This is a genomic window from Flexivirga sp. B27 (assembly GCF_052905685.1).
The window spans coordinates 1,213,994-1,237,740 of record NZ_JBPYUM010000001.1 but is presented as its reverse complement, the minus strand read 5'-3'; the positions used below and the strand labels follow the sequence as shown (position 1 = coordinate 1,237,740).

At 67.7% G+C, this 23,747-nt stretch carries 19 protein-coding genes; 9 read left to right on the top strand and 10 right to left on the bottom strand.

Features of this window, described 5'->3' with window-relative positions:
* Both ACSZL9_RS05675 and ACSZL9_RS05670 read right to left on the bottom strand, forming a co-directional pair.
* On the bottom strand, positions 1-1,035 hold the full coding sequence (locus ACSZL9_RS05675; protein WP_446664493.1) for an ABC transporter permease: 1,035 nt from the start codon (positions 1,033-1,035) through the stop codon (positions 1-3).
* 62 nt (positions 1,036-1,097) lie between these two features.
* Positions 1,098-2,645 (bottom strand): sugar ABC transporter ATP-binding protein, encoded by a 1,548-nt coding sequence (locus tag ACSZL9_RS05670; RefSeq protein WP_446664492.1) that lies wholly within the window; start codon positions 2,643-2,645, stop codon positions 1,098-1,100.
* 259 nt (positions 2,646-2,904) lie between these two features.
* Between ACSZL9_RS05670 and ACSZL9_RS05665 the strand changes: the two genes are divergently transcribed.
* Both ACSZL9_RS05665 and ACSZL9_RS05660 read left to right on the top strand, forming a co-directional pair.
* Positions 2,905-3,849: a tetratricopeptide repeat protein gene (locus ACSZL9_RS05665; protein WP_446664491.1), complete on the top strand. Its 945-nt coding sequence runs from the start codon at positions 2,905-2,907 to the stop codon at positions 3,847-3,849.
* A gap of 110 nt (positions 3,850-3,959) precedes the next feature.
* Positions 3,960-4,493: a GNAT family N-acetyltransferase gene (locus ACSZL9_RS05660; RefSeq protein ID WP_446664490.1), complete on the top strand. Its 534-nt coding sequence runs from the start codon at positions 3,960-3,962 to the stop codon at positions 4,491-4,493.
* Between the two features lie 170 nt (positions 4,494-4,663).
* On the opposite strand, the gene ACSZL9_RS05655 is transcribed toward ACSZL9_RS05660, so the two are convergent.
* A complete protein-coding gene (locus ACSZL9_RS05655) occupies positions 4,664-5,608 on the bottom strand; it encodes an aldo/keto reductase (RefSeq protein WP_446665111.1) in 945 nt (314 codons plus the stop codon).
* Between the two features lie 84 nt (positions 5,609-5,692).
* Between ACSZL9_RS05655 and ACSZL9_RS05650 the strand changes: the two genes are divergently transcribed.
* Positions 5,693-6,436, top strand: coding sequence for an esterase family protein (locus ACSZL9_RS05650; RefSeq protein ID WP_446664489.1), 744 nt, complete (start codon positions 5,693-5,695; stop codon positions 6,434-6,436).
* Positions 6,437-6,464: 28 nt separating this feature from the next.
* Entirely contained in the window at positions 6,465-7,703 is a 1,239-nt protein-coding gene (locus ACSZL9_RS05645) for an ATP-grasp domain-containing protein (protein ID WP_446664488.1), read from the top strand.
* Positions 7,704-7,716: 13 nt separating this feature from the next.
* Here the strand turns inward: ACSZL9_RS05645 and ACSZL9_RS05640 are convergent, their stop codons facing one another.
* Positions 7,717-8,331, bottom strand: a complete 615-nt coding sequence (locus tag ACSZL9_RS05640; RefSeq protein WP_446664487.1) for a TetR/AcrR family transcriptional regulator — start codon at positions 8,329-8,331, stop codon at positions 7,717-7,719.
* A gap of 66 nt (positions 8,332-8,397) precedes the next feature.
* Between ACSZL9_RS05640 and ACSZL9_RS05635 the strand changes: the two genes are divergently transcribed.
* The 3 genes from ACSZL9_RS05635 to ACSZL9_RS05625 are packed head-to-tail and all read left to right on the top strand — an operon-like array spanning position 8,398 to position 12,568.
* Entirely contained in the window at positions 8,398-10,002 is a 1,605-nt protein-coding gene (locus ACSZL9_RS05635; protein WP_446664486.1) for a glycerol-3-phosphate dehydrogenase/oxidase, read from the top strand.
* Between the two features lie 5 nt (positions 10,003-10,007).
* Positions 10,008-11,660, top strand: a complete 1,653-nt coding sequence (locus ACSZL9_RS05630) for an FAD-binding oxidoreductase (protein WP_446664485.1) — start codon at positions 10,008-10,010, stop codon at positions 11,658-11,660.
* Entirely contained in the window at positions 11,657-12,568 is a 912-nt protein-coding gene (locus tag ACSZL9_RS05625; RefSeq protein WP_446664484.1) for a diacylglycerol/lipid kinase family protein, read from the top strand. Before ACSZL9_RS05630 ends, ACSZL9_RS05625 begins: the two co-directional genes overlap by 4 nt.
* 71 nt (positions 12,569-12,639) lie before the next feature.
* Here the strand turns inward: ACSZL9_RS05625 and ACSZL9_RS05620 are convergent, their stop codons facing one another.
* From ACSZL9_RS05620 to pgm, 3 genes are read right to left on the bottom strand one after another with little or no spacing between them, the layout of a single operon-like run.
* Positions 12,640-13,170 (bottom strand): kinase, encoded by a 531-nt coding sequence (locus tag ACSZL9_RS05620; protein ID WP_446664483.1) that lies wholly within the window; start codon positions 13,168-13,170, stop codon positions 12,640-12,642.
* Positions 13,167-13,784: a phosphotransferase gene (locus ACSZL9_RS05615; protein WP_446664482.1), complete on the bottom strand. Its 618-nt coding sequence runs from the start codon at positions 13,782-13,784 to the stop codon at positions 13,167-13,169. The genes ACSZL9_RS05620 and ACSZL9_RS05615 overlap by 4 nt, the downstream gene beginning before the upstream one ends.
* Before the next feature lie 33 nt (positions 13,785-13,817).
* Positions 13,818-15,455 carry a phosphoglucomutase (alpha-D-glucose-1,6-bisphosphate-dependent) gene (gene pgm / locus ACSZL9_RS05610; RefSeq protein ID WP_446664481.1) on the bottom strand — a complete coding sequence of 546 codons (1,638 nt, stop codon included), beginning with the start codon at positions 15,453-15,455 and terminating at the stop codon, positions 13,818-13,820.
* 144 nt (positions 15,456-15,599) lie between these two features.
* Here pgm and ACSZL9_RS05605 point away from each other — a divergent pair, with 144 nt between their 5' ends.
* Positions 15,600-17,540 (top strand): S53 family peptidase, encoded by a 1,941-nt coding sequence (locus tag ACSZL9_RS05605; RefSeq protein ID WP_446664480.1) that lies wholly within the window; start codon positions 15,600-15,602, stop codon positions 17,538-17,540.
* 177 nt (positions 17,541-17,717) lie between these two features.
* On the opposite strand, the gene ACSZL9_RS05600 is transcribed toward ACSZL9_RS05605, so the two are convergent.
* Positions 17,718-18,566 carry an NAD(P)H-binding protein gene (locus ACSZL9_RS05600; protein WP_446664479.1) on the bottom strand — a complete coding sequence of 283 codons (849 nt, stop codon included), beginning with the start codon at positions 18,564-18,566 and terminating at the stop codon, positions 17,718-17,720.
* Between the two features lie 83 nt (positions 18,567-18,649).
* On the opposite strand from ACSZL9_RS05600, the gene ACSZL9_RS05595 reads away from it, so the two are divergent.
* Complete coding sequence (locus tag ACSZL9_RS05595) at positions 18,650-19,366, top strand: TetR/AcrR family transcriptional regulator (protein ID WP_446664478.1); 717 nt, start codon at positions 18,650-18,652, stop codon at positions 19,364-19,366.
* Positions 19,367-19,399: 33 nt separating this feature from the next.
* Here ACSZL9_RS05595 and ACSZL9_RS05590 read toward each other — a convergent pair whose 3' ends face one another.
* Together ACSZL9_RS05590 and glgB are read right to left on the bottom strand one after the other, a co-directional pair.
* The gene (locus ACSZL9_RS05590) at positions 19,400-20,041 is read right to left on the bottom strand and encodes a pyridoxine/pyridoxamine 5'-phosphate oxidase (RefSeq protein ID WP_446664477.1); all 642 of its coding nucleotides are present in this window, start codon (positions 20,039-20,041) and stop codon (positions 19,400-19,402) included.
* The gene (gene glgB / locus ACSZL9_RS05585) at positions 20,028-23,747 is read right to left on the bottom strand and encodes a 1,4-alpha-glucan branching protein GlgB (protein ID WP_446664476.1); all 3,720 of its coding nucleotides are present in this window, start codon (positions 23,745-23,747) and stop codon (positions 20,028-20,030) included. Before glgB ends, ACSZL9_RS05590 begins: the two co-directional genes overlap by 14 nt.

Genomic DNA, 23,747 nt, shown 5'->3' with positions numbered 1-23,747 from the left:
TCAGACCACCTCCGCGCTGCGCTTGCGCAGCATGTCGACATAGACGGCGGCCAGGATCACGACGCCGAGGATGACGTACTGCCACTCCTGCGGGACGCCCATGATCTGCAGGCCGTTGTTGAGGACTCCGATGATGAGAGCGCCGATCACCGAGCCGATGATCGTGCCCTTGCCGCCCGCAAGTGATGTGCCGCCGATCACCACGGCGGCGATCGCCTGCAACTCCATCCCGCCGCCCGCGGTGGGACTCGCGCCGATGCGGGCGGACGAGAGGATGCCGGCGCAGGCGGTGAAGACCCCGGCGACCCCGTAGATGACCAGCTTCCACGTGCGTACGTTGATGCCGGACAGCGCGGTGGCTTCCTCGTTGCTGCCGATCGAGACGGCATACCGCCCGAAGACGGTGCGGTTCAACAGGATCCACGCGATGACCGCGAGCGCGAGGAAGATCAGCACCGCGTTGGGGAAGTTCGGGATGAGCTCACCGCCGGACAGGTCGGCATACGGCGGGAACTGGGTGTTGGTGTAGATCGTGGCGCCGCCGGCGCTGATCACCAGGGGTAGTCCCTGGCAGACCAGCATCATGGCCAGGGTTGCGATGAACGGCGGCATACCCAGGATCGACACGTTGAAGCCGTTGACCAGCCCGATCACCAGGCCGACCAGCAGCGTGAGCAGGAGACCGAGGCCGAGCGGCAGGTCCCAGGTGATCAGGAAGGTTCCCGCGCACATGCCGGTCAGTGCGATGCCCCAGCCGATCGACAGGTCGATGCCGCCGGTGACGATCACGAAGGTCGTGCCGAGCGCGAGCACGCCGATCAGCACCGACGACAGGAGCACGTTGTTGACCAGGTTGTCGTAGGTGAAGAAGTTGTCACCCGCGACAGCGAAGAAGATCGTGATGATGACCAGGCCCGCGAACGCGGCGAGTTGCTGCAGCCGCATGCGCACCTGGGGGCTCATCCCACGTGCGGCCGGTGGCACGTCCTCGGGTGGCGTGTTGTCCAGCAACGCGCTGGCGGTCTGGCTCGGCATGTCGTCCTCCTCGTGGCGGGCTTGAGATCCGAATGTCGTATGGCGACAGGGCTTTCCGGATGTCAGGCAGGTGCGTACCGCGCAGGTGTCTCGGTGGTGGCTAGCTGCATGACCGACTCCGGCGTGGCGTCCTGCGCGGCAAGCTCGCCGGTGATGCGGCCCCGCGCCATCACGACGACGCGGTGGCTGAGACGCAACACCTCGGGCAGCTCGGAGGAGATCACCACGACGGCCTTGCCCTCGGCGGCGAGGCGACCGATCAGCGCGTAGATCTCCTCCTTGGCGCCGACGTCGATGCCGCGGGTCGGCTCGTCGAAGATCAGCACGTCGCAGTCCTTCAGCAGCCACTTGGCGATGACCACCTTCTGCTGGTTGCCGCCGGACAGGTTGCCGACCACGGCGCGGATCGACGGTGTCTTGATCCGCAGCTCGTCGACCAGCCGTCGCGCGTCGGAGGCGGCCGGGCCCTCGTGGAGGAATCCGCCTCGGGAGAACTTGCTACCGACCGACGGCAGTGCGATGTTCTGGGTGACCGTCTGCTGCAGCAGCAGACCGAGGCCCTTGCGGTCCTCGGACAGATAGCCGATGCCTGCTGCTCCCGCCTGAGCAGGGTTGCGTGGTGACACCGCTTTGCCGTGCACGCTGATCTCGCCGGCTGTTCGGCGGTCGGCTCCGACAATCGCGCGGGCGACTTCTGTCCGGCCGGCGCCCATCAGCCCGGCGAAGCCGAGGATCTCTCCTGCGCGAACGTCGAAAGTAATGTCGCGCAACAGTTTCGGGGTCTCGACACCGCGCACCGCCAGCGCGACGGGAGCATCATCGGCGGGAGCATCTGCGCGCGCATGCTGCACCGGGGCGCTGTCTCGTCCGACCATCAGCGAGATGACTTCTCGCATCGTGGTCTGTTCCGCGTCCAGGGTCTCGATGAACCTGCCGTCCCGGATCACGGTGATGCGCTCCGAGATCGCTTTGAGCTCGTCCATCTTGTGCGAGATGTAGATGACGCCGGTGTCGTCGCTGACGAATCGCCGGATGAGATCGTGCAGCGTCGAGACCTCGGAGTCGTTCAGCGCTGCGGTCGGCTCGTCCATGATCAGCACCCGCGCGTCGAGCGACAGGGCCTTGGCGATCTCGACCATCTGCTGCCCGGCCACCGAGAGCCGGCCGACCGCGGTGTGGGGATCCAGGGGTAGCCGCAGTCGGTCCAGTAGCTCGGCGGCGCGGCGCTCGAGAGCGCGCGGGCGCAGCAGGAAGCGCCCCTGTGCCTGCTCGCGACCGATGAAGATGTTCTGCGCGACCGTGAGGTCCGGCATCAGGTTGAACTCCTGGAAGATGATGCCGATGCCGGCTTGTTGCGCTTCCTTGGGTGTTGCGAATTTCACTGGTGCGCCGTCGATCCGGAGCTGTCCGGAGTCGGGTTGATAGACACCGGAGAGGATCTTCATCAGCGTCGACTTGCCGGCGCCGTTCTCGCCGACCAGCGACAGGACTTCCCCGCGTCGCAGGTCCAGGTGCATGTCGTCCAGTGCGCGGACTCCGGGGAACGTCTTGCTGATCCCGGACACCGCGAGGAGCTCCTCCCGTGACGTGCTCGTGTCAGGTGTGGACATCGGTCCTCCAGCTGCTGTCGGTGGTGCCGGTGGGCGCACTGGTGCGGACACGCGTCGGACGAACGCTCGCACGCACGATCCGGCAGCAGATCGGCTGAATGAGAGTCGGCATTCGATCTGATCCCTCGTTCTGACCTCTGGTCGAGAAAACGATTACTTACTCATGGTGACACGGAGGATCGGCCGATGGGGCGGAAATGGCCGAGCGATGCGCCAGGGTGACGCGACGGCCGGTCACCGGACGCGTAAGAATGGGGCAATGACTGACCAGCCCATCACTCCGGCGTCGCTGCGCGGTGCCGTCGACCTGTCCGCTCTCTCGCGTCCGGCGACACCGGCCGGCGGCGCGCCCGGCACCGGAGCGCCGGGCGGTGGCTCCGACGCCCTGGTGATCGCCGTCGACGACGCCACTTTCGGCGACGCGATGCAGACCTCCGCCACTGTGCCGGTCATCCTCGCGCTCTGGTCGGGCGCACGCGCGGACAGCAAGACGCACATCGACGCGCTCGCCGAGGAAGTGCGCTCCTATGCAGGCCGCCTGCAGCTGGCGACCGTCGACATCGACGTTTCTCTGCAGATCCGCCAGGCCCTGCAGGTGCAGCAGGTGCCGATGGTGCTCGCCGTTCTCGCCGGCCAGCCGGTGCCGCTGTATGTCGGCGACCAGCCCGCCGACGCCATACGCCAGGTGCTGGACAAGGTGCTGGAGGCGGCCGCGGCCAACGGCGTCACCGGCACGCTGGACGCCGCGCCGCAGGAGTCGGGCGACCAGGAGACAGCGGCCGAGCCGGAGTTGCCCGCGACCCACCAGCAGGCGTTCGACGCGATCGAGCGGGGCGACTACGACGCCGCGACGGCGGCATACGAGCAGGCGCTGAAGGACAACCCGGCCGACGACGAGGCCCGGCTCGGGCTCGGGCAGGTCGGGCTGCTCAAGCGCACCTCGGGTGTCGACCTCAACACCGCGCGGGAGGAGGCGGCCGCGGCGCCGACGGATGTCGCGAAGCAGACACTGGTCGCCGACCTCGACGTGCTCGGCGGCCACATCGAGGACGCGTTCACGCGGCTGATCGATCTGGTCAAGGCGACTACCGGTGACGAGCGCAACGCCGCTCGCGAGCACCTCGTGCAGCTCTTCGACGTCGTCGGCCCGGCCGACGAGCGCGTCAAGAAGGCCCGCACCGCCCTCATGTCGGCCCTCTACTGACCCGACCCCGATATTCGCCAGTGACGGCTCCCTCGCCGAGTGACGGTCGTATGACGCCGTCACTCGGCAAATGAACCGTCACTCGGCGACGTCCCGCGGAGGATGCTCGTATGACGATCGCAGGCTCGGTGCGTCCACTCGCGAAACATGACGCCGAGGCGGTGCTCGCCGCCTTCCGCTCGGACCCGCAGATGCGTCGCCAGGGCACGGTGCGCGACGTGAGCGAGGCCCATCGGTATGTCGCGGCTCTCCTCGACCCCGACGCACATCGCCTGAGCTGGGCGATCACGGACGAAACCGATGTGCTCGTCGGGCTGGTGGCGGTGAATGTCGACACTGCTAACCGGAACGGCTGGTTCTGGTACTGGATGAACGCAGCGCATCGCGGGCGCGGATGGTCGAGTCGAGCCGCGATCGCCGTGGCGAACCAGGCGCTCGGGCCGGACGGGTTGGAGCGACTCGAGCTGGGGCACCGTGCGAATAACCCCGCTTCCGCACGGGTCGCCGAAGCGGCGGGATTCGTGCAGGAGGGCATCGAGCGGGCGAAATTCTTGATCGACGGCGAGCGGATCGACGTGCTGACCTACGGGCGGCTGCGCACGGATCCGTGGCCGACGGGCGAGGCTGCCATCATTCGACCCTGACCGCGGCGGCGTGCTCTGTCCCGTGAAGCCCGCGGGCGTCATACGCACCGAGTGACGGCGAGTTCGCCGAGCGACGGTGAAATGGAGCCGTCGTTCGGCGAGGAAGCCGTCACTGGCGATTGGGGGGGGTGCGTCGGGTGTGGCGGGTGCTTTCGGTGTGGCGGGTGGGGTCAGCGGGGACCGGTGATCTCGTCGAGTATGACGAGGTCCTCCGCGGTCGGCTCCCAGCCCAGCGCGCCGGCGTTGGTGCGGACCTGGTCGCCCGACGTCGCACCGGAGATCACCGAGGCGACCGCGGGCTGGGCGGCCAGCCCGGCGATGGCGACGTCGAGGACGGTGAGGTCGCGGTCCGCGGCATACGACTCGAGCGCCTCGATCCGGTCCCAGTCGGCGTCGTCCAGCCAGGGGGCCGGAGCTGACGTCGCGCGGGACCCGGCCGGCGGTTGCTCGCCACGGCGATATTTGCCGGTGAGCAGGCCACGCTCGAGTGGGAAGAACGGCAGCACGCCGAGGCCGAAGCTCTCCGCTGCCGGCACGACCTCGTCCTCGATGGCGCGGTCCAGTAACGAGTAGCGGTTCTGCACCGACACGAAACGCTCCAGGCCGGCGGTGCGGGCGGTCCAGTCGGCGTCGGCGATCTGCCAACCGGCGAAGTTGGAGCAGCCGAGGTAGCCGATCTTGCCCTCGTGCACCAGATCGGTCAGCACCGACAGGGTCTCCTCGATCGGTGTCACCTCGTCGGGTGCGTGCAGTTGGTAGAGGTCGATGTGGTCGGTGCGCAGTCGTCGCAGCGAACCCTCGACGGCCCGCCGGACGTATCTGCGCGCGCCGCGCACACCGTGGTCAGCTCCGTTGAGTCCACCGGTGTCCATGCCGAATTTCGTTGCCACGACGAAGTTTTCGCGGCGGCCCTGCAACGCGTCGCCGAGTAACTCCTCGCTGGCGCCGTTGCCGCCATACGTGTCGGCGGTGTCGAGCAGGGTGACGCCGACGTCCTGCGCAGCGTCGAGGATGTCGCGGACGCCGTCCTCGTCCACCCGTCGCCCGAAGGCGTTGCAGCCGATCCCGACCGCGCTGACCATCAATCCGGAGTCGCCCAACGGGCGGTATGTCATCGTCACGGTTCCGACGATACGACGCGTCCGAATTCATCCGCCGAAACCTCTTGCGTAACGGCGCGAGTGCGTCAGGATGAGCGAGTGGGTGATCGCATCGAACTGCCCGTGCCCGGGACGGACCTGTCGCTGGGCGTGGTTCGGCACGGCCACTGGGGCAGGCCGGTCCTGGTGTTCCCCAGCGAGGCGGGCAGCGCCGACGACTTCGCGAGCAACGGCATGGTCGAGGCGGTGCAGGACCTGGTGGAAGCCGGCCGGGTCAGCTTCTTCTGCGTCGACTCCGCCGACGGCTGGACCTGGTCGGACAACGACGCCACCACCGAGGAGCGCGCCACGCGCCACCGCAGCTATATCCGCTGGCTGGAGGGCGCGGTGCTGCCGTGGATCGCCGAACAGGTCGGTGGCGAGCGGCCGCTGATCACCCTCGGCGTCTCGATGGGCGCCTACCACGCGGTCAACTTCACGCTGACTCACGCGCATCAGGCGCCACTAGCGATCGGGATGTCGGGCAGTTATGACGTCACCGCCTGGCACGGGCACGGCGAGCACGGCGACGCCACCTACTTCGCCAACCCGATGGCGTATGTCGCAGGCATGCACGGGGAACACCTGGAGTGGTTGCGCAACACGGCGAGTGTGCTGCTCGTGGTGGGGGAGGGGCCTTTCGAAGTGTCGCCCACCCAGGCCCTGCCGTCGACACGAGCCTTCGCAGAGTTGTTGTCCGAGAAGGGGATTCCGCACCAACTGGACGTGTGGGGGCACGACAGTGCGCATGACTGGCCGTGGTGGCGCAAGCAACTGGCGCATCACCTGCCGCGGTTCTGCTGATGGATCGGCGAGTGGAAGGGAGCACACGATGAGCGAGCACCTGATCGGCCTGCTGCTGGGAGCCGAGGAGGACTGGCCGCGCGCCTTCGAGGAGTTGGTCCGGCGGGTCGGGCCGATCACGGCGCCGGACGGGTCGCAGCACGACATACGCACCGAACGTATGACGATCGAGCCCTTCAACCTGCGGGACAAACCGCGCACCGACCTGGTCATCGACCGGCTGGCGCACTGGTACTACCACCCCCGCGAGTGGCTGAAGAAAGCCGCGCTGATGGACGACGTCTACCTGCTCAACTCGCCGTTCACGTTCCAGTCGATGGAGAAGCACTCGGCATACTGCGCACTCATGCGGCTCGGGATGAACGTCCCCGAGACGGTGCTCGTGCCCTACAAGAACCCGGTCGACAACGTGCGCTGGGCCTACACCTCCTCGAAGTACAACCGGTCCTTCGACCTGCCGTCGGTCGCCGCGGAGTTGGGCTATCCGATGTTCATGAAGCCCTTCGACGGCGGTGCGTGGCGCGGTGTGTCGTCGATACGCAACGAAGCCGAATTGCGGCGCAGTTACGACGAATCCGGTGAGATGCTGATGCACCTGCAGCGGGCGGTGGACGGCTTCGAGGTCTTCGCCCGGGCGCTGACGATCGGCCCCGAGACGATGGTGATGAAGTTCCGTCCGGACGAGCCGATGCACGACCGCTACGAGGTCGCCTACGACTTCCTGACCCCGCAGATCGGTGCCGAGACGAGCACCATCGCCCAGACGGTCAACGCGTTCTTCCGGTGGGAGTTCAACAGTTGCGAGATGTTGGTCAAGGACGGCGTGGTCTACCCGATCGACTACGCCAACGCCTGCCCCGACGTGGCGGTCACGTCCCTGCACTACTACTTCCCGTGGGCGATCAAGTCGCTGCTGAAGTGGTCGATCTTCTGCGTGGTGACGGGGCGTGAAGGGCACACCCAGGTGGACCCGAAACCGTGGTTCGAGATCGCCGACCGGGACGACGACTATCAGGCGAAACTCGATGCATATCAACGACTTTCGGATCAATACTTCGAGACCGAGCGCTATCGGGAGTTCGTCGACACGTCGCTCTCGCACGTGGACGAGATGGTGCTCGACTGGGTGCTCTCCGACGACTTCGACCGGCTGCTGGTCGAGACGGTGCAATCGACCTACCCGCAGCACGAGCACGAGCGCTTCCTCGGGCACTTCCGTGGGCTGACCGGGCTGTGGGCCAAGGACGAGGAGAAGCTGCTCGGCTAGCCCGCCGGCCGGGTCAGAGCAGCGTGGCCAGTGACGCGATCGCGCCGTCGAACTCGCCGAGGACCTGCTCCCGGGCCGGTTGCCGGTCGCTGAGCACCCAGTCCACCGCGATCTGGATGCCGGCGCCCACCAGTGCGTCACCGACGAATCTCCGCTGACCCGAGGTGGTTTCGAGGCTAGGGGCCGTGGCGACCAACCGGTCGAAGAGCTCATCGCCCACCGATCGCGCATGCCCTCGGTAGAGCTCGTCGACGCGTGCGCTGACGCCGAGCACCTCGAAGAGGTGTACTCGTGAGCGGAGCGGATTCTCCTCGACCCAGCGCAGGAACCCGTCGACGAAGCCGCGGATGACGGTGACCGGATCTTCGCCCCCGCCCGCGAGCACGGCCTGCCGCAGGTCGGCCACGACGATCTCGTAGACCGCACACAGCAGGTCCTCCAGCGTGGCGAACGACTCGTAGAAGTAGCGCTTGTTGAGTCCGGCCGCCTCGCAGACGCCACCGACGGTGGCGTCGCGGAATCCGGTCGTGCCGAAGACGGTGATCGCCACGTCGATCAGCCGCTCGCGGCGAGCGGCCTCGCGGCTCTCGCGACTGGCTCCGGCATACGGGCGGGACGGTGCGGACATGAGGAGATCTTGACAACTTCTGGCCCTCCTCGCAAACTGGTACGGCTCTGTACCAGAAGGGATGAGATGCCTGCTTCTCTGCCGGTCGACGCGAGTCTGAACGTCGCGCGCCGCAGTCGCGAGCTCGCTGAGTTGTCCGGCGGCGACGCGGTCGACCTGCTGGTGATCGGCGGTGGGGTGACCGGTGTCGGCATCGCGCTCGACGCCGCCAGTCGCGGGCTGAGCGTCGCACTCGTCGAGCGTCGGGACCTCGCGTTCGGCACCAGCCGCTGGAGCTCGAAGCTCGCGCACGGCGGACTGCGATACCTGGCCAAGGGCGACGTCGCGATCGCCTGGGCGTCGGCCCGTGAGCGCGGCCACCTGATGACGGACATCGCTCCACACCTCGTGCGTCCGCTTCCGATGGTGCTGCCCCTGCACGAGGCCATCGGCCGCCGAACGGCTGCGATGCTCACCTCCGGTTTCGTTGCCGGGGATGTGTTGCGGATGGCGGCGCGCACACCGAAGGCGACCTTGCCGCACCCCAGCCGCATCGCGGCGCATCGGGTGCATGACATGGTGCCGGCGACCGCTCGGACCGGCCTGCGCGGCGGTCTGCTCAGCTGGGACGGTCAGCTGATCGACGATGCGCGCCTGGTCGTCACCATCGCGCGGACCGCAGCCTCGTATGGCGCACGCATCCTCACCTACGTCTCGGCGGCGACGATCGAGCGCGGTCGCGTCGAGGTCACCGACGAGCTCACCGGTGCGCAACATGTGCTCCGTGCTCGTCAGGTCGTCAATGCCGCGGGGGTCTGGGCCGACACGCTGTCGGACGACGTCCAGTTGTCGCCGAGCAAGGGCTCGCATCTGCTGGTGCGCGCCGAGCGCCTGGGCAACCCGACCGCGGCCCTCACCGCACCCGTGCCCGGCCATTTCGGTCGGTTCGTCTTCGCCGTGCCGTGGCACGACGGTCTGGTGATGATCGGCCTGACCGACGACCCGCACCGCGGCGCCATACCCGAGCGTGCGCGGCCGGACGACACCGAGCGGTCCTTCCTGCTCGACACGCTCAATGCGGTGCTCGACGAGCCGCTGACAGCGGACGACATCGTGGGCAGCTACGCCGGTTTCCGTCCGCTGCTCAGGGGCGAGGGCGGTCCCAGCGCGGACCTGTCCCGCAAGCACGCGATCGTGCCGGATCACCGCACCGGTGCGCTCACCATCGTCGGCGGCAAGCTGACCGAATATCGCCGGATGGCGCATGACGTCGTCGACGCCGCGATCGAGGCCGCCGGCCTGACCGCAGGACCGTGCCGGACAACCCACCTGCCGCTGGTCGGTGCCGGTGCCGTCGACCCGGGCCTGCCCGAGAGGCTGGTCGCGCGATACGGCACCGACGCGACGATCGTTGCGGCATACACCGCCGGCGATGCCGGTCTCGCCGAGCGGGTGACGGACCGAATCCCATTGACCGGAGCCGAGATCCGCTTCGCCGTCGACCACGAGCTCGCCGTGACCGTCGACGATGTCGTCGACCGTAGGACACGCTGGGGGTTGGTCGACGCCGACCGCGAGGACCTTGTCGCTGCCGTCCGCGAGCACGCGCCCGAACTCATCGCAGGACCCAGCTCAGCAGCCACGTCACACCTCGGCGGCGCCGAGCGGGAAGCCAATCAGGGAGAAGGATGACCACGATGGACAAAACGCAACCGCGCATGCGCTGGTGGGGCTGGGGTGAGGACGGCAACCACGGCCCGGTCAAGCCGGGGGCGCGCGCCATCCTGGCCGAGGTCTGCGGCTGGCCCGACGGCGTCGACAACCCGCCTGGCGCGCTTGCGGACGTGCACCTGCCGAGCGCCGAGTTGCCGGCATCGGTGCGTGGACGGTTCGCGGCTGTCATCGGCGCCGACCACGTGCGTGACGACCACGCGACCCTGGTGTCGCACGCCGCCGGTCGCAGCTATCCCGATCTGGTTCGCCTGCGCAGCGGTGACGTGCCGTTCGCACCTGACGCTGTGCTCTACCCGGCCGCGTCGGACGACGTCGACCGGTTGCTCGCGATCTGCCACGAGGAGCACATCGCGGTCGTGCCCTTCGGCGGCGGCACCAGCGTCGTCGGTGGCATTGACGCGTTCCGACCCGGGTTCGAGCACTGCGTGTGCATCAGCCTCGCTCGGCTCGACCGGATCGTCGAGGTCGACGAGGAGTCGCTGACCGCGACCGTGCAGGCCGGTGTGTTCGGGCCGGACCTCGAAAACGACCTGCAGGCAAAGGGATTCACGCTCGGACACTTTCCGCAGTCGTTCGAGTTCAGCACTGTCGGTGGCTGGGTGGCGACCCGGTCGGCCGGCCAGCAGTCGACCGGCTACGGCCGCATCGACGAGAACGTCTTCGGCCTGCGTTGCTCGACTCCGACCGGGGTCGTGGAGCTTCGCCCACTTCCCGCGACCGCCGCCGGACCCAACCCGCGCCAGGTGTTCGTCGGCAGCGAAGGCACGCTCGGCATCATCACCGAGGTGACCCTGCGCATCAAGCGGATGCCCGAGCACACCGCGCCGGACGCGTGGTTCTTCCCCGAGTTCGCCTCCGGTGCCAAGGCACTGCGGTTGTTCGAGCAGGAGGGCCTGCACCCGGACATCGCGCGACTTTCGGACGTCAACGAGACGGCCTTCGGGCTCGCCCAGCTGGGCAGCGAGCTGCAGCGCAAGGGCATGCTCAGCTACCTGCGGCTGCGCGGCATCAGCACGCCCTGCCTGATGGTCCTGCGGTATGACGGCACGTCGAGCGACAGCAGACTGCGCCGCTCGCGAGGCCGTGCGATCGCCAAGGAGCTGGGCGGCGTCACGATCGGCGGTGTCCCCGAGGTCATGTGGGAGAAGCACCGCTTCTCGACGCCATACCTGCGGGACACGCTGCTGACGCACGGCGTCATGGTCGACACGATGGAGACCGCCGCGCCGTGGAGCACAATCGAGGCGTTGCACGACTCGATCAAGCACGAGATCGAGCGGGCGCTCGCAGGCCGGGGGACTCCGGCATACGTGCTGTGCCACGTCTCGCACCTCTACACCGCCGGATGCTCGCTCTACTACACGGTTTTCGCTCGCCAGGAGACGGGCGTGGAGCTGGATCAGTGGCGTGCGATGAAGAACGCCGCCGGCGACGCCATTGTCGGCGGCGGTGGCACGATCACCCACCACCACGGGTGCGGCGCCGACCATGCTCCCTGGCTGCCGAAGGAGACCGGCGAGCTGTGGCCGCGCATGTTGCGCGCAGCGAAGGCCGAGGTCGACCCGGCCGGGATCATGAACCCCGGCAAGCTGATGAACGGTCCGACGGAGTTGTGACCGGCTCGTCGTCCGGTGGCAGACCGGAGCATGTCCCGGTCATCCTGAACCCGTCGGCGCGCAACGGCGCCGTGTTGGAACGGGTGGCGACGCTGCGCTCTTCGCTCGCCGCGCACGGAGTGGCCGCCGGGGTGGTCGAGAGCACGAGCGAGCAACACGCCACCGAACTCGCGAACGGTTTTGCCAACGAAGGACATCCGGTCGTCGTGTCACTCGGTGGCGACGGGATGGTCCGCGCGGTCGCAGCCGGGTTGGTCGGCACCGACGCAGCCCTCGGCATCGTTGCGGGCGGCCGTGGCAACGACTTCATCGGCAAGCTCGGCATACCCAAGAACATCGGCGAAGCGGCGGCGATCATCGCGTCGGGGGACGACCGCACGATCGACGTCCTCGACCTCGACGGTCGGATCTGCGTCGGCAATGTGAGCGCGGGGATGGACGCCGCGGTGCAGCATTACGCCGACACGGCGCGCCGCATCAAGGGCCACTGGGTCTACACGTACGGCCTCGTCCGCGCACTCCTGCAGCCGCGACGGATCGACCTGGCGCTCACGATCGACGGAGAGCGTGTCGAATTCCGGGGCTACTCAGCGGGATTCGCGAACTCCGGGAGGTATGGCGGTGGCCTCAAGCTCTCGCCGTCGGCACGGTTGGACGACGGTCTGATCGATGTGGTGCTGCTTCGTGATGTCTTCCTGCCGAAGCTCGGCGCGCAGCTCGTGCCGTTCAATCTGGGCAAGCACGACCGGCACCCCGACATCGACTTCCGGCACGCGACGGAGGTGCGCATCGAGACCCCCGCCGGTAGTGATCCGATGCAGCTCTTCGCCGACGGCGACGCCGTCGCAACCACACCGGCGACCCTGCGCGTCCGTCCGTCCGTGCTCAAGGTCCGTGTGCCGCGGTAGCGCTCTGCACCGACTGACGCAGTTGCCGCCGACTGACGCATTTGCAAATGCGTCACTCGATGCCAATTGCGTCACTCGGCGATGGGAGTGGGGAGCTCGAGGTCGCGGGTGATGCGCGAGAGCAGTTCCGCATGCGGCAGGTTCGCGTCCAGGACCTGCTCGCCCGGTATGCCGAGCGGGTCGTGGCCGCTCCACCACGAGCGCATGTCGTCACCCGTCCAGTCGGCCGCGTCCGGGCTCGACGCATGCCGGACGATGCTGTCCTCGAGCCCGATGCTCAGGTAGTAGACGTGGTTGTTGCCGCGGTGGTCCGTCAGGAGCCGGCGGATCATCTCGCCATACTTCTGTGACCACAGGATCCCTTCCAGGACAACGTCTTTGCCGTGATCGAGGCAGAAGCGCGCGGTCAGATCGATCAGCTCGACGGCGGCGGTCAGCTCCAGATGGTCACGGTCCTTGAGGATGATCCGACGGAGGTGATCCTGGCCGACGACGGACATCGGCCGCTGCCGCAGCGCCATCGAGAGCGTCGTCTTGCCGGCTCGGGACGGACCGCGCAGCACCACGAGTCGGGTTGTCGGACTGCCGACCGGCGAGCTCACGGGGCAGGCGTGTCGTCGAACCCGTCGAGCCCTTCGGCTTCGTCGGTTTCGGCGCTTTCAAAGGGGCGCGTGTCGACCAGCGCCTCACCGGTGCGACGCAGGATCTGCAGCACCGTCTGCCCGACGGACATCGTGGTGTTGTCGAGCCACAGGCCGACGCGGGTGGTCTCGTGCTCGATGGACCGCACCAGACCCTCGACGGTGAAGCCGTCCCGATAGGCGTTCTTGCCGCGGCCGGCCTCCCGCGACTCGATGATGGCGGCCGACGGCGTGAGCATCACGAAGTGCACCGGCTCCGGCGCGGCGATCATCAGGTAGTCGTCGAGGAACGTGCCGAAGATGTTGTCGGCGATCACCGCGTCGAACCCGGCCGAGCGATAGACGTCGGCGACGGTCAGTGCCCCGGCATACCGCAGGAAGAGCTGCTCGACGGCCTCGACCGACGGTGGCTCCGTCATCAACGCCTTGTCGGACACCACGAAATTGCCGATGGAGTCGCCGTCGATGAAGACCGACCGCGGGAGGGCGTCGGCCAGCGCCTGGCCGACGGTGCTCTTGCCGGCCGCCTGCGCACCGGAGATGACGAAGAGGCGGCCGATCTGGGTCGAAGTCATGCGCGCCAGGGTATGCCGAACCCCCGCCCCGTCTCAGCCGAGGGCAGCGGACACGATCTCCTTCGCCTCGGCCTGCACCTGCGCCAAGTGGTCGGCGCCCTGGAACGACTCGGCATAGATCTTGTAGACGTCCTCGGTGCCGGACGGACGCGCCGCGAACCACGCGTCCTCCGTCGTCACCTTCAGCCCGCCGACGGCTGCGTCGTTGCCGGGCGCACGGGTGAGCTTGGCGGTGATCGGCTGGCCGGCGAGCGAGGTGGACGCGACGTCGTCGGGGGAGAGGGCCGCGAGCTTTGCCTTCTGCTCGCGATCCGCCGGGGCGTCGATGCGGGCGTATGCCGGATCTCCGTGCTGGCGGACGAGTTTCGCGTAGTGCTGACTCGGTGTCTCCCCGGTGCGCGCCAGGATCTCCGAGGCCAGCAGGGCGAGCGCGATGCCATCTTTGTCCGTGGTCCACGCCGTGCCGTCGGTGCGCAGGAACGACGCCCCGGCAGACTCCTCACCGCCGAATCCGACACTGCCGTCGAGCAATCCCGGCACGAACCACTTGAACCCGACCGGCACCTCCCACAGCTGTGCGCCGATGGAGGTGACGACCCGGTCGATCATCGACGACGACACCAGGGTCTTGCCGACGCGGCGCGACGTCCAGCCCGGGCGAGCCCCGCCGTAGAGGTACTGGATCGCCACTGCCAGATAGTGATTGGGGTTCATCAGCCCGGCGTCGGGCGTGACGATGCCGTGCCGGTCGGAGTCCGCGTCGTTGCCCGTCGCGATGTCGTAGTCGGCGCGCTTGTCGATCAGCGATGCCATTGCGTATGGCGACGAGCAGTCCATCCGGATCTTCTCGTCCCAGTCCAGGGTCATGAAGCGCCACGTCGGGTCCACCAACGGGTTGACCACCGTGAGGTCGATATTGAAGCGGTCCGCGATCGCGCCCCAGTAGGCGACCGACGCGCCGCCCAGCGGGTCCGCACCGATGCGGACACCGGCCGACCGGATCGCCTCGAGATCAACGAGGTTCGGCAAGTCGTCGACATACGAGGTCATGAAGTCATAGCTGCCGGCGGCCTTGCGGGCCTTCCCGAAGGGCACCCGCGCCACGCCCTGCAGACCGGCACGCAGGTAGTCGTTGGCGGTGCCGGCGATGACCTTCGTCGCCTCGCTGTCGGCGGGTCCGCCGTGCGGCGGGTTGTATTTGAAACCGCCGTCCGCCGGAGGGTTGTGCGAGGGGGTGACCACGATGCCGTCGGCGAGACCGGGCCCGGCAGTGCGCCCCTTGTTGGCGCGCAGGATGGCGTGCGAGACCGCAGGGGTCGGCGTGTAGCCGCCGCCGCTGTCGACGAGCACCTGCACATCGTTGGCCGCCAGCACCTGCAGAGCGGACGCCCAGGCCGGCTCGGACAGCGCGTGTGTGTCGCGACCGATGAAGAGCGGCCCGTCATACCCCTGCTCGCGGCGGTAGTCCACGATGGCCTGCGTCGTGGCCAGGATGTGGGCCTCGTTGAACGCGGCTCGGAGCGATGACCCGCGATGCCCCGAGGTGCCGAAAACAACTTGCTGGTCGACGTTTTCGGGGTCCGGCTCGATCTCGTAGTAGCTGGTGACCAGGTGCGAGATGTCGACCAGGTCGCTCGACTCCGCCGGTTGTCCGGCACGACTGACGCTCATCGCACCAGGGTGCCACGGCGCGGGTCGACAGGACAGTCGCGCGCCCGGTCGTCGCAGCATCTGGACAACTGGATGAACGCGATCTCCCCGCGGGTCCGGCCAAGTCGCTAGTTTCGAATTATCCACTTTAGGAAGGGAAGCTATATGCGCTCACATATCGCCTTGCTCGGTGCGGTCACCCTCGCTGCCGGAGCTATCGGCGGGCCCGCTTTCGCGGCCGGCAACAACAATCACGATCGCAAGGTCGTCGCTCAGAGCGTCCATGCCCCGGGGAAGTCCTTGGGTGCGGCCTCGACGGCTGCCACCGAGCACTTCATCGTCACTTTCAAGTTGCGAGATCAGGCCGGCGCCGAAGCCTTCGTGAAGGCGGTCTCCGACCCCTCCAGCCGGCAGCACGGCAAATTCATCTCGCCGGCACAGTTCACCAAGCGTTTCGCAGCATCCAAGTCCGATGTCGACAAGGCGATCGCCTGGCTGCACAGCCAGGGCCTGAAGACCGGCAAGGTGTCCAAGAGCCGCAGCTACGTCCAGGTGAGTGGATCGGTCTCCCAGGTCAACAAGGCCTTCGGGACCAAGATGCAGAAGTACACCAAGAACGGTCGCACCTTCTCGGCCCCCGCGAAGGCCGTGACGATGCCCACCAGCATCGCCGGCGTCGTCGGCGGTGTTGTCGGACTCGACCACTCTCGGATCCTGCACACGACCAACGTGCGCACCAACGAGGCATCCAGCCAGCAGCGCAAGTCCGCGCGCACCCTGTCGGCGCTCGGCGCGAAGCCCAACGCGAAGTCGGGTGCCAGTGACGCCTGCTCGTCCTACTACGGGCAATACCACCTGCCCTACGCACCGAAGGCGGCCGCGCCGCTGAAGGGTGTGCAGCCGGGCAGCCTGTGCGGCTACACGCCGCAACAGATGCGTGCTGCTCGTGGCATGAAGGCCAAGAACACCGGCAAGGGTATGACGGTCGGCATCACGCTGTGGTGCAACGATCCTCGCATCGAGGCCGACACCAACACCTGGGCCAAGACCCTCGGCTTCCAGCCGCTGAAGAAGAACCAGCTGAAGGTGATCGAGCCCGACGGAGGCTACGACCCGCTCTACTGCGACGACCAGGACTCCGGCGGTGTCAACGCCGAGCAGGCCCTGGATGCACAGTCGATCCACGGTGCCGCGCCCGACGCGAAGATCATCTACTCCGCTGCGTCCCGGCCCTTCGACGACGCGTTGATGATGTCGATGCACAAGCTGATCGACGACAACAAGGTCGACTCCTTCACCAACTCCTGGGGCGGCGGCGAGGTCGACGACCCCGCGACCAACGACGCCTACTCGGCGATCTTCATGCAGGCGGCTGCGCAGGGCATCTCGGTGCTGTTCTCCTCCGGTGACTACGGCGACAACACCTACGGCGACCAGAAGTCCATGCCGCCGTCTCCGGACTACCCGGCGGCCAACCCGTGGGTGACCGCGGTGGGTGGCACGTCACTGGCCACCGCCAACGCCAAGGGCTCGAAGGTGAAGTTCGAGGAGGCGTGGAACACCTCCTACAACCTCCAGCAGGACGACGCGTGGAGCGGTTGGCAGTACCGCTACGGCGGTGGCGGCGGTGTGAGCCAGTTCCACGAGGAGCCCTACTACCAGAAGGGTGTCGTGCCGACCCGGTTCACCGGTGTCGACCCGCACCGCGCCTACCCGGACCTGGCTGGTGCAGGTGACCCCTACACCGGTTACCTGATCGGCTTCCACGACGCCGACGCGGGCAACAACTTCTCGCTGGAGAAGATCGGTGGGACCAGCTGGTCGTCGCCGTGGACCGCAGGCACGCTGGCGTTGGTCGGCAAGCGCGTCGGGTTCCTGAACCCGGCGATCTACGCGAAGGGCCACGCCGGCCTGACCGACGTGAAGGGCAACGCACTCAAGCACGGCTTCGAGTACAAGACGTCCGGCACGCTCGCGACCGTCGGCATCAACTCGCAGCAGGTGCAGGACCAGACACTGGTCTCGGACAAGGGTTACGACAACCTGACCGGCTTCGGTGTGCCGAGCTCGACGAAGGCGTTCATCAAGGCACTGAAGAAGTACTGAGCGAAGAAGTACTGAACGAAGAAGGACTGAACGCGGACGTCATACCGACGAGGCGAGGTCGTTCGCCTGACAGTGTTGGTTGACAGGCAAATGGCGGTCGACGGCCGTGACAGCAGAGGGCGCCACCCGGGAGATCCCGGGTGGCGCCTTCGTTGCTGATGGCTTCGGTACGCCTGGTCACGCCGCGCTGAGCTGCTCTCGTGCACTCTGCGGCTCCCGCCCGAGAAGGGACTCCAGCAGCGGGTCCGTTCCCGCGAAGAGGCCGCCTGCCGCTGCGTCATACATCCCGAGGTTGAAGCGGGCCAGGTACTCGCTGTTGCCGCTCGCGACCTGGGAGCGGACCCATTCCTCGGGGTCGACCACTTCGAATCCGACCTCGCGCCCGGTCACCGCCGATGCCTGCCGCGCGAGGTCCGCGAAGGTGGGTGCCGCACGGCCGGTGAGCGTCACCGGCCCGTCGTATGGCGTGTCCGACGCGATGATCACCGCCGCGGCTTCGGCAGCATCGGCGCGGGACGTCCAGGACACCGGGCCGTCGGCGGGCACCGAGACGACACCGGTCTCCCGCCAGGGACCGAGCAGCCAATCCAGCGAATGCAGGTAGAAGCCGTTGCGCAGTGCTGTCCACGGCGTCCCCGATGCGGCCAGTAGCGCCTCGGTGGCGGCGTGGTCACGTGCTGGTCCGAAGGGCGAGTCCGATGCCGCGCCCTGATGGCTCGTGTAGAGGATGCGCCCGACGCCTGCCGTGACTGCCGCCTCGATCGCGGTCCGATGCAGCTTCATGGCATCGGCGGTCGGGTCGCTCGACGAGACGAGAAGGAGTTGGTCCGCGCCGGCGAAGGCTGCGGGCAGTGAACTCGGGTCGGCGTAGTCGCCGTAGCGGACCTCGACGCCGAGTTCGGCGAAGCGGGCTGCCTTCGAGACGTCGCGTGCCACGACGGCGATGTCGGCTGCGGGTGTGGTGCGCAGCAGGTGATCCGTGGTGGCGCCGTTGAGGGCTCCGGTGGCTCCGGTGATGACGATCATGACGTACTCCTGTTATCAATGAATGGATGAACACGTTATCACTGATTACATATGCGATAACAGAGATCCGTTATCGTTGATACATGCCGAAGCAACGCAGCGCAGATCCACGCACGCGCATCATCGACGTGGCGTCCACCCTCCTGAGCGAAGAGGGTCGAGCGGGGGTCACCACTCGACGGGTGGCCGAGCTGGCCGGTGTGCAGGCGCCGGTGATCTACCGCTTGTTCGGCGACAAGGACGGATTGCTTGACGCAGTCGCCGAGCACGTGATGGCGGACTTCGCGGCCACCAAGTCAGCCGCCGTGGCCGGGTCCGCAACCCGCGGGGTCGACCCGGTCGCCGGTCTGCGCGCGGGCTGGGACATGACCATCGGCTTCGGGTTGGCCAACCCGGAGCTCTTCGTCCTGATCAACGACCCTGCTCGGGGCCCGTCGCCGAGCACCGAAGCCGGCATCCGGATCCTGGCCGACCGCGTGCATCAGGTGGCGATGGCCGGACGACTGCGGGTCAGCGAGGCGGAAGCGGTCGAGTTGATCCACGCCGCCGGCACCGGAGCAGTGCTGGCGATCCTGCGCAGGCCCGAGTCCGAGCGAGACACTGGCCCGGCCGACGTTCTCTACGAAGGTCTTTGCCAGCGCATCCTGACCGCGTCGGACTCGACGGGACGCGCGCCGGCCGACCCGGTGATCGCGCCGGCCGTCACGCTACGTGCCGCCGTGAGTGACCTGGCCGTGCTCAGCCCCGCAGAGCGGGCCATGCTCGGGGAGTGGCTCGAACGGATCATCGCGCAGGGCTGAACGACCCACCGGTCGCACAGGTAAAGGTTCAGGTCAATCGGGCTGGATCTCACTCTCGCCGCGCAGAATTCGCAGGGTCCAGTCCTTTTGGCGGGTATAGATGGCCCGCACGTGCTGACGGTCGAGCGCGCCCTGCCAGAACTCGACACGCTCCGGCTGCACCCACCACAGTCGCCAGTCCGCCGGGTCGACTTCAGCTCGGGCCTGGGGGCTGCGCGCAGCCAGATCCGCTCGACATTCTTCCGGTGTCGCGCTCGTGACCGCTCCGCGCACCCGCACCGCGCGCAGGATCGGCTGCCACCAGAAGTTCAGCGCCGCGGAGGGGCTCGCCGCGAGTTGTTCTCCCTTGCGGGACGATGCCGTGCTGGCGAAGGCGAATCCGCGGGAGCCGAGATCCTTGAGGATCAGCGTCCGACTGTCCGGGACACCGTCGGCGTCGGCCGTGGACAGCGTCATCGCGGTGGGCTCAGGGACATCCAGGGTGCGGGCCGTCTCGAGCCAGTCGCGGAACAACTCCACCGGATCATCCGGCAGGTGGTTGAGATCGAGCTGTGGCGCGGTCCCGGTCAGCGTCGGTATGGCGCGCAGCGTGTGCGCCATACCGTCGAGCGCGGCAGTTGATCGCGAGACAGCTCCCTCGCTCCGCTCCTCCGGCACGCGGTCAGCCTGCGTCATGCGTCTCCGGGACGAACCAGATCGCCGACAACGGCGGGATCGTCACGAGTGCGGAGAATTGCTGGTCGTTGTATGGCGTGTTCGTCGCCTCGACCCCGCCCAGGTTGCCCCGGTTGGAGCCGCCATACCGCTCGGCGTCGGTGTTGAGCACCTCCAGCCAGCGACCCTCGCGCGGCAGTCCGACGCGCACGTCGCGCACCTCTACACCACTGAAGTTCAGCACGGCGGCAACGACGTCACCGTCGCGCTCCGCGGTGTCGAAACGTAGATAGGAGAAGAGGTTTGCGTCCGCGGCGTTGGCGTCGATCCACTGGAATCCGTGCGGGTCGTGGTCGAGCCGCCAGAGAGCGGGGTGCGCGGTGTAGAGCCGGTTGAGGTCCGACACCAGGTGCGCGACGCCGAGATGCGCCGGTTGGTCCAGCAGCCACCAGTCGAGGCTGCGGCCGTCGGCCCACTCCGCCTCCTGGGCGAACTCGCAGCCCATGAAGAGCAGCTGCTTGCCGGGATGGCTCCACATGTCAGCCAGCAGCGATCGGACACCGGCGAGCTGCTGCCGGCGGTCGCCGGGCATCTTGCGCAGCAGCGACCCCTTGCCGTGCACGACCTCGTCGTGGCTGATCGGCAGGATGAACTGCTCGTCCCACGCGTAGACGAACGAGAACGTCAGCTTGTTGTGGTGGTATTTGCGGTGAATCGGTTGCTGCGCAACGTAATCCAGCGTGTCGTGCATCCAGCCCATGTTCCACTTGAAGCCGAAGCCGAGACCGTCGCTGCTGGTCGGCTTGGTGACTCCTGGCCACGAAGTCGACTCCTCGGCGATCATCACCGTGCCGGGCATCCGGCGGTATGCCGTGGCGTTGGTCTCCTGCAGCAACTGCATGGCCTCGAGGTTCTCCCGGCCGCCGTGCTTGTTGGGCAGCCACTCGCCGTCGTTGCGCGAGTAGTCGAGGTAGAGCATGGAGGCGACACCGTCGACCCGCAGCCCGTCGGCGTGGAACTCCTGCAGCCAGTAGATGGCGTTCGCGACCAGGAAGTTGCGCACCTGAGGGCGGCCGAAATCGAAGATGTAGGAACCCCATTCGGGGTGCCAGCCGCGCCTTGGGTCCGGGTGCTCGTAGAGCGCGGTGCCGTCGAAACGGGCCAGCGCCCACTCGTCGGTGGCGAAGTGTCCGGGCACCCAGTCGAGGATGACGCCCACGCCTGCCTGGTGCAGCTTGTCGACCAGGAAGCGGAAGTCGTCGGGGTCGCCGAGTCGCGAGTTCGGTGCGTAATAGCCCGTGACGTGGTAGCCCCAGGACGGTGGGTAAGGGTGCTCCATGACCGGCATGAACTCGACGTGGGTGAAGCCGAGTTCCGTGACATACGAGACCAGTTCGTCCGCCAGGTCGCGCCACGACTTGCCCTGCCGCCAGGACGTCGGATGCACCTCGTAGATGCTCATTGGGCGCTGGTGCGCTTGTGTCTCTGCGCGCTGCTGCAGCCAAGCACCGTCGCCCCATTCGTAGGTCGACGCAGTCACCACTGATGCCGTGGCGGGGGACGTCTCGGTGTAACGGGCAAGCGGATCCGACTTCTCTCGCCAGACACCGTCGGGGCCGAGAACGTCGAATTTGTAACGGTTTCCGACGCCAACACCGGGCACGAAGAGCTCCCAGACGCCACCGTCCAGCCGCCGCATCGGATGGCCCTGGCCGTCCCACGTGTTGAAGTCACCGATCAGCCGCACGCCACGGGCGTTGGGCGCCCACACCGCGAATGCCGTGCCGTCCACGGCACCTTGCGGGCTGTCATAGCGGTGCACGCGTGCCCCGAGCACGGTCCACAGCTGCTCGTGGCGCCCTTCACCGATCAGGTGCAGGTCCATGTCACCGAGCGTCGGGAGGAAACGGTAGGGGTCGTCCGCGACGTGCTCGACACCGTCGGAGTAGGTGGTCACGACGCGGTAGTCGGGGACCTCCGACGTCGACAGCGAGCCGCTCCACAGCCCCTCGTAGTCGTGCTGAAGGTCTGTCCGTGTGCCGTCCGGCAACTGCACCTGCACGGTGCTGGCCAGCGGCCGGAAAACCCTGACCAATGCACCGGATTCGCCGACGTGCGGGCCGAGCAGGTGATGGGGGTCGCCATACCGTCCGGTGAGCAGTTCGTGCGCCGTCTCCTGCGGGATCGCAGTCCGGTCGCCACCGTGGTCGTCGCTCATGCCTGCGGTCGCGCCTCTGCCCTCGGCTCCGGGCCTCACTGCGTTCGTGTCCTCGCCTCGGTCGTCGCTCATGTCGGTCCTCCTCGTCGGCAGCAGCCGCAGGATCGCGCTGCGTGGGATGTCCAGCCAGTCCGGTCGGTTGCGGGCCTCGTAGACGACTTCGTAGCTCGCCTTGTCGATCTCGAAGAGTTCGATCAGGCGGCGGTATGGCGCAAGGTCGATCCCGCTGCTCGCGGCATACCCGTCGAGGAACGCCGCGCGTGCCTCATCCGCCCACTCGCGACGGCTCTCGGCCGGATCGCGATGCTCGACCGAACCTGCCGCGTAGTCGAAGGACCGGAGCATGCCGGCGATGTCGCGCAACGGGACGTCGAGCTGGTTGCGCTCGTCCAGCGAGCGCAACGGCTCGCCCTCGAAGTCCAGCAGCACCCAGCCGCGCTCAGGGACATCGAGCACCTGCCCGAGATGTAGGTCGCCGTGAATCCGTTGCAGCGCAGGCCATTCCGCATCCTTGGCTGCGTCGAGCAGCGCATCGAACTCGCTCTGTCGATCCTGCAGCTCAGGCACCAAACCCGCGGCGACGGCGAAGCGGCGTCGCATGGCGTCCAGCTGCCGACTGATCGAGTCCGATGTGCTCGGGCCGGTCGGCAGCGCCTCGCTCAACTGGTGATGCACCTCCGCGGTCGCAGCGCCGAGGGCGTAGGCCGACGCAGCCACGGACTCGCTATGGGTGGCCGCGTCCAGCGCCACCCGCCATGCGTCCCGGACGCCGGGGAAGAACTCTTGCGCGAACGCGAGATCTCCCTGCACGCGCCGACCGGCCGCGGTCGCCCACTCACCGCGCAGTGACGCGATCATCTCGGGCACCCGCTCACTGCCGACGCGGCTGAGCGCCGTCTGCAGCGTGACGTCGGGGTTGTCGCCCGGGTGCAGCACCCGGAACACCTTGACTATCAGCGGCTGCTCGTCATCGGTCTGCACGATGATCGACGTGTTGGACTGCTCGCCGGCAAGCACCTCGGACGACGTCACCCGCGGCATCGCCGCGTGCCGAAAACCGCTGCCGCGCACCGTGATCGACGGCTCACGCGTGCCGACACTGCCGTCCACGACACTGTGCGTCTCCAGCACCGCCTGTCGGCCGCCGGTGACCATCACCCGCAGCAGCGCTCGGACGAAGGCCGGGTCGTGGCAGCCGTCATAGACCCAACGCCGACCCAGAGCCGAGTGCTCCATCTCGCCGATGAGCGAGGACGCAGCACCCTCCAGCGGTGCGTCGCGATAGGTGACCGGCACCTGGTAGATCACCGGCTCCGGGCCGGACGAGTCGGCCACCACGAGGACCTCGATGCCGACGGCACCGTCCGGGTCGTCGAACCGGTAGGAGCCGACGTTCGTCAGCGCCGGGTCGGTGCCCTTGCCGGCATACCAACGACGGTCACCGATCCAGGCGTGCAGCAGCTCCAGCTTGGTCGGGGTCAGCGAGGCGCCCGCGTGGATGATCGCCAT

Coding starts and splice junctions, on each gene's coding strand:
- ACSZL9_RS05640 (WP_446664487.1), bottom strand. CDS start 8,331: ATGTCCGCACCGTCCCGCCCGTATGCCGGAGCCAGTCGCGAGAGCCGC.
- ACSZL9_RS05615 (WP_446664482.1), bottom strand. CDS start 13,784: ATGACTTCGACCCAGATCGGCCGCCTCTTCGTCATCTCCGGTGCGCAG.
- ACSZL9_RS05630 (WP_446664485.1), top strand. CDS start 10,008: ATGGACAAAACGCAACCGCGCATGCGCTGGTGGGGCTGGGGTGAGGAC.
- ACSZL9_RS05655 (WP_446665111.1), bottom strand. CDS start 5,608: ATGACATACCGCCCGTTGGGCGACTCCGGATTGATGGTCAGCGCGGTC.
- pgm (WP_446664481.1), bottom strand. CDS start 15,455: ATGAGCGTCAGTCGTGCCGGACAACCGGCGGAGTCGAGCGACCTGGTC.
- ACSZL9_RS05600 (WP_446664479.1), bottom strand. CDS start 18,566: ATGATCGTCATCACCGGAGCCACCGGAGCCCTCAACGGCGCCACCACG.
- ACSZL9_RS05660 (WP_446664490.1), top strand. CDS start 3,960: ATGACGATCGCAGGCTCGGTGCGTCCACTCGCGAAACATGACGCCGAG.
- ACSZL9_RS05670 (WP_446664492.1), bottom strand. CDS start 2,645: ATGTCCACACCTGACACGAGCACGTCACGGGAGGAGCTCCTCGCGGTG.
- ACSZL9_RS05635 (WP_446664486.1), top strand. CDS start 8,398: ATGCCTGCTTCTCTGCCGGTCGACGCGAGTCTGAACGTCGCGCGCCGC.
- glgB (WP_446664476.1), bottom strand. CDS start 23,747: ATGGCGATCATCCACGCGGGCGCCTCGCTGACCCCGACCAAGCTGGAG.
- ACSZL9_RS05605 (WP_446664480.1), top strand. CDS start 15,600: ATGCGCTCACATATCGCCTTGCTCGGTGCGGTCACCCTCGCTGCCGGA.
- ACSZL9_RS05645 (WP_446664488.1), top strand. CDS start 6,465: ATGAGCGAGCACCTGATCGGCCTGCTGCTGGGAGCCGAGGAGGACTGG.
- ACSZL9_RS05665 (WP_446664491.1), top strand. CDS start 2,905: ATGACTGACCAGCCCATCACTCCGGCGTCGCTGCGCGGTGCCGTCGAC.
- ACSZL9_RS05590 (WP_446664477.1), bottom strand. CDS start 20,041: ATGACGCAGGCTGACCGCGTGCCGGAGGAGCGGAGCGAGGGAGCTGTC.
- ACSZL9_RS05675 (WP_446664493.1), bottom strand. CDS start 1,035: ATGCCGAGCCAGACCGCCAGCGCGTTGCTGGACAACACGCCACCCGAG.
- ACSZL9_RS05595 (WP_446664478.1), top strand. CDS start 18,650: ATGCCGAAGCAACGCAGCGCAGATCCACGCACGCGCATCATCGACGTG.